Here is a 4070-nt window from a genome sequence, read left to right as displayed (position 1 = left end):
GGATCGCGCCGACGCCGGGCTCGTAACTCCGGTCGGGCTACGCCCTCCCTGCGTCACGAGCCCGGCGAAGCTCTCTCATCCTGATTGACGCTCCACTGTCACCCTGATTGCCGCGCGGCACGCATATAGACCTGAAGGTCCTCGACCAGAGGCCGGCTCAGCGTCTGTCGCGTCTCCAGACGCCCCTCGGGGCTCCTGCCATTGATGGAGCGTTCGATCTCGAACAGCGCATCGATCCGCCGCACGACCTCGACCGCGATGGGCGAGAGTGGGATCTCCTTTTTACCGGCGGCCTTGCGACGCGCATTCTCTTCGATGTCGGCCATGGCGAAGAATGGACGCCGCGCATGGACCCAACATGCGGCCTCCCGGATCAGTCCGGGCTGGCGCCCCGCCAGATAGAGCTGGTTATACCCATCATAGGCGTCGGCCTGCAGGATGCCGGCATACCGGGCCAGATGCGCCTGGGGATGCTCGCCCCTGCGGTCGCGGGAGTAGTAGAACATCGCCGCCGGCGGGCCGGTGCCGCCAAACGGCCGGTCGTCCCGGACGTAGATCCAGCACCGCCCCGTATCGGTCTTGCCCTTGGCCAGCACCGGCACGGTCGTATCATCGGCATGCAGGCGCTCGGCCGCCATGACATGAGCTTCGACCAGGCGCATCAGGGGATCCAGCGACGCGCAGACCGATCCCACGGCGTCCGCCATGGTCGACAGCGCGATCGGCACGCCTTCGAGGGCGTAGCGCTCAGCCTGGCGGTTCAAGGGCTGATGTTGGCCGAACTTCTCGAACATGATCATGGCCAACAGGCTCGGGCCGGCCCATCCCCGGGCGACAGCATGGAATGGCGCCGGCGCCTGGCTGATCTTCTCGCAGTCGCGGCAGGAGAACTTCTCCCGCACCGTTTCGATCACCTTCCACTGGCGCGGCACCACTTCCAGTGTCCTCGTCACGTCCTCGCCGAGCTTGCGCAGACGATTGCCGCCACAGCACTGGCAAGCCGTCGGCGGCTCGATGACCACTCGTTCGCGCGGTAAATGCTCAGGGAAGGTCTGTCGTTCGCCTCGCTTGCGCGTAAATCCGCGCACCGTCGTCGCCTTGGCCACAGCGTGCTCTGCCGCCAGCTCGTCTTCAGTGGCATCACTTTCCAGCTCTTCGAACGTCAAAGCCAACTGCTCGATCAGGCGCGACGAACGCTCCGACCGCTGGCCGTAGATCTGATGCTTTAGCTTGGCGATCTGCAGCTTCTGCTGGGCGATCAGCGCTTCGTCCTCAGACGACTTCGCGCGGGCGACCGCGAGTTCAGCTGCGATCTCCAAAGCCTTCGCGCGCTCGGCTGCCAGCGCCGCTTTCAGGGCGGCAATGTCATCCGGAACAGTGTCGCGCCCAGCATCCATGCGACACAGTGAATCACAGATTGGAAGCGTTGGGACTCCCCAAAAATGCAAAATCTGCTGGATTTTGTGCTCAACCCGCGCTTCTCGGTCGCCAGCTCAGTTGTGGATTCCGCCAGTCGATCCCTTCCAGCATATAGGCCATCTGCGCCGCTGAGATCGATACCGCGCCGTCTGACGCCGAAGGCCAGATGAACTTGCCTCGGTCCAGGCGCTTGGCATAGAGCGACATGCCCAACCCATCATGCCAAAGAATCTTGACCAGATCGCCGCTGCGGCCTCGGAAGATGTAGAGATCGCCGGCATGGGGATCGCGCTTCAGGCTCTCCTGCACCGTAAGAGCCAGGCTCCGCATGCCGCGGCGCATATCGGTGTGGCCGGTCGCGATCCAGACCCTGACGCCGCTCGGAATCGGAATCATCGTCGTCGCAAGAGCTCAAGAACCTGCTGCAGCGCCTCAACGTCCACGTCACGGTCAACGCGAACACGACAGCCGCCCCCGAGCTCAATCTCGATGATTCCAGCCCTTGCACGCTGCGCAGGCGGTGAAGACGCCAGTTGTGGTGTGCCGCTCGAGATCGGAGCCGCTACAGGTGTGATCTCGACGGGAACAAGAGCAGGCGCAGCATCTCCGCCCAGTCGCCCCTGGCGCGCTTGTCGACGCCAGGTGAACAGCAGGCTATGAGCCACCCCGTGCCGGCGTGCCACCCCGCAGACCGTCTCGCCGGGCTGCAAGGTCTCTTCGACAAGACGGACCTTCTCGTCGTAACTCCATCGCCGCCGACGCTCGGCGCCCAACACATTGACCTGCATTCCCGACGTGACCTTAAAGCTAGACTTAAGGTCAAATCCTCAGGCCGTCTCGCAAATTACGCAAGGCGGCCTTCGCCGGAGAGATACTGGCAAGCTGTCCGCTGTCGCGAACGACTTGGTGGGCCATCGCGCCGGCAGGGTGGTCACAATCGACGGCGCCGACGCCTTCTTCGAGCGGCTCGATACGCTGGTTTCGGCGCAGGCGGATGCCCAGCGGCCCAATCCACGAAGTACAGAGTTGCTGGTTGCCAGCGCGAAGAAGTTCTTCGCTCGTCCCGAGTTCAGAATACAGTTGGAAGAACTGATTGGTGATGAGCAGCGCCGCATCGACCAACACGTCGTCGCGGCAAGCGGTCAACCGGGCGCCGGGTGGTCGGATGACCTTTTTATCTCGGCCGTCGCGCGCTATGAAGCCAGGACTGAGATACTTGCTCGCATCTTCGGTATATTAGGTCGATACGGGACCGGAGAAGAATCTCGCACCGCATTGGATGTCATTTTGGGGCTAAGTGTTCGCGAAGCAGCCGGTGGCTTCACAGCCCTTATCAACCTTAGAACATATCCCGCCGTTCTCTTGTTTTACGCCTACGGCATTGGTCTGTTGAAGGCGCGGCGCTTTGAGGCCTTGTTCGAACTCTTGACCGCGCCGATCAATGTAGGCCGCGACAACTCGAAAGCTGTCGTCTCGCACCTTTATCTCGCCACGTGGGAGGGCATGGAGAATGATCCCTGGAGGCTTGTGCACGAACTCAAGGGCCCCAAGACCGCTCTTAGCGATCACCTTCATGGGGTGTTTCAGCAATGGACTAGCGACTACATTTTCGCCACCAACGAGTTCACAAGCCTGTTCGAACATTTCGAGCTTCTCGCAACGTTGGCCTACATTACGCTGGCAAGCGACAAGGCAGGTCTCCAGGCCGCACTAGGTGGCGCGGGGCGGGATTTCCTATGGACTCCGATCGGGCGAGCCGCTTGGCACAGCTAGGTCAGAGGCCCCATCATTGTAAGTTGGAAGACAGACCTCCAGCCGGAACTACTCAAAGCGGGATTTGCCCGGGGCGACAAGGATTATCTACTTCTTGCTATCCAGAGCATTTGTCTGGCCGGATCAGTTGGTGAACTCGGAGGCTATCGGAAAGTGGTGTGGTGCATCGCGGGAGAGCCTCACCCTCTCAACTATGCAAAGTCTTGCGCTTTTGTTCGGAGGCCTCCCTTAAGCCTCGCCTCTTTTCGAGCGACCAGTTCTGCAACGAGAGACTCTGCAGCATTCCAGCTCTCCTTTGCCTTCATCCTTTCAAGCCTAGCGGTCGGAACCAAACCGCAGACCCACACATCATCGCTTCGTCCGGTAGGTGGCCGCTGAACAGCGCTTACCTTCGAACGACCCATCGAAGCCCCCCTTTTCTGCTTGTCGATAGCGGTGGGCTTGCACATATTCGAAGCGAAAAGCCCCGCCCGGCATAGCCGGACGAGGCTCGGCTGAATGCGCCTTAGTCGGCGCTCTTGCGCGGCCGCGACCAGAGGAGCGTATACTCTTCGCTTCCCTCGTCATCGAACAGATTCGCGTAGATCGGAGCTGTGAAGGAAGGGTCGTCGAGCTTCAAAGAGAGGTAGTCGCGGCCTTCCTCGGATCGCTTCGACCACGCTGCCCCAATCTCGGCTCGGCGCACGTACACTCGGTGGCTGGGAGCATTCTCGTTGGACCGACTGGTTTCTGCAATGATGCGGACACCCTTGGCTTGCAAGCTCAACGTCACGATCTCACCCTGAAAGCCGTTTTAGGTCAGCCGTCAACTGTCCTTTTGAAACGAAGCCTCAGGCTTTGCTTCGCTATCTGATGGAGGACACTCCCGAGCGTCCTTT

At 61.1% G+C, this 4070-nt stretch carries 3 protein-coding genes and 2 pseudogenes; 1 reads left to right on the top strand and 4 read right to left on the bottom strand.

The window, feature by feature from the left end; all coding sequences use genetic code 11:
* Positions 1–110 precede the first annotated feature (110 nt).
* The 3 genes and pseudogenes from tnpC to tnpA form a co-directional block, all read right to left on the bottom strand.
* Positions 111–1397 (bottom strand): annotated as a pseudogene (tnpC, locus tag ASG57_RS29585) (IS66 family transposase); the annotation flags it as partial.
* A gap of 70 nt (positions 1398–1467) precedes the next feature.
* On the bottom strand, positions 1468–1815 hold the full coding sequence (gene tnpB / locus ASG57_RS29580; protein WP_018272609.1) for an IS66 family insertion sequence element accessory protein TnpB: 348 nt from the start codon (positions 1813–1815) through the stop codon (positions 1468–1470).
* On the bottom strand, positions 1812–2207 hold the full coding sequence (gene tnpA, locus ASG57_RS40165; protein ID WP_024336872.1) for an IS66-like element accessory protein TnpA: 396 nt from the start codon (positions 2205–2207) through the stop codon (positions 1812–1814). Before tnpA ends, tnpB begins: the two co-directional genes overlap by 4 nt.
* Before the next feature lie 118 nt (positions 2208–2325).
* Between tnpA and ASG57_RS29570 the strand changes: the two genes are divergently transcribed.
* Positions 2326–3192: a hypothetical protein gene (locus ASG57_RS29570; protein WP_155248202.1), complete on the top strand. Its 867-nt coding sequence runs from the start codon at positions 2326–2328 to the stop codon at positions 3190–3192.
* Between the two features lie 505 nt (positions 3193–3697).
* Here the strand turns inward: ASG57_RS29570 and ASG57_RS29565 are convergent.
* Positions 3698–3985, bottom strand: a pseudogene (locus ASG57_RS29565) (DUF736 domain-containing protein); the annotation flags it as partial.
* Positions 3986–4070 lie beyond the last annotated feature (85 nt).

Source organism: Bradyrhizobium sp. Leaf396, assembly GCF_001424605.1.
GTDB lineage: Bacteria > Pseudomonadota > Alphaproteobacteria > Rhizobiales > Xanthobacteraceae > Bradyrhizobium > Bradyrhizobium japonicum_C.
Note: the sequence above shows the minus strand (reverse complement) of the source record. Positions and strands in the feature narration are given on the sequence as shown.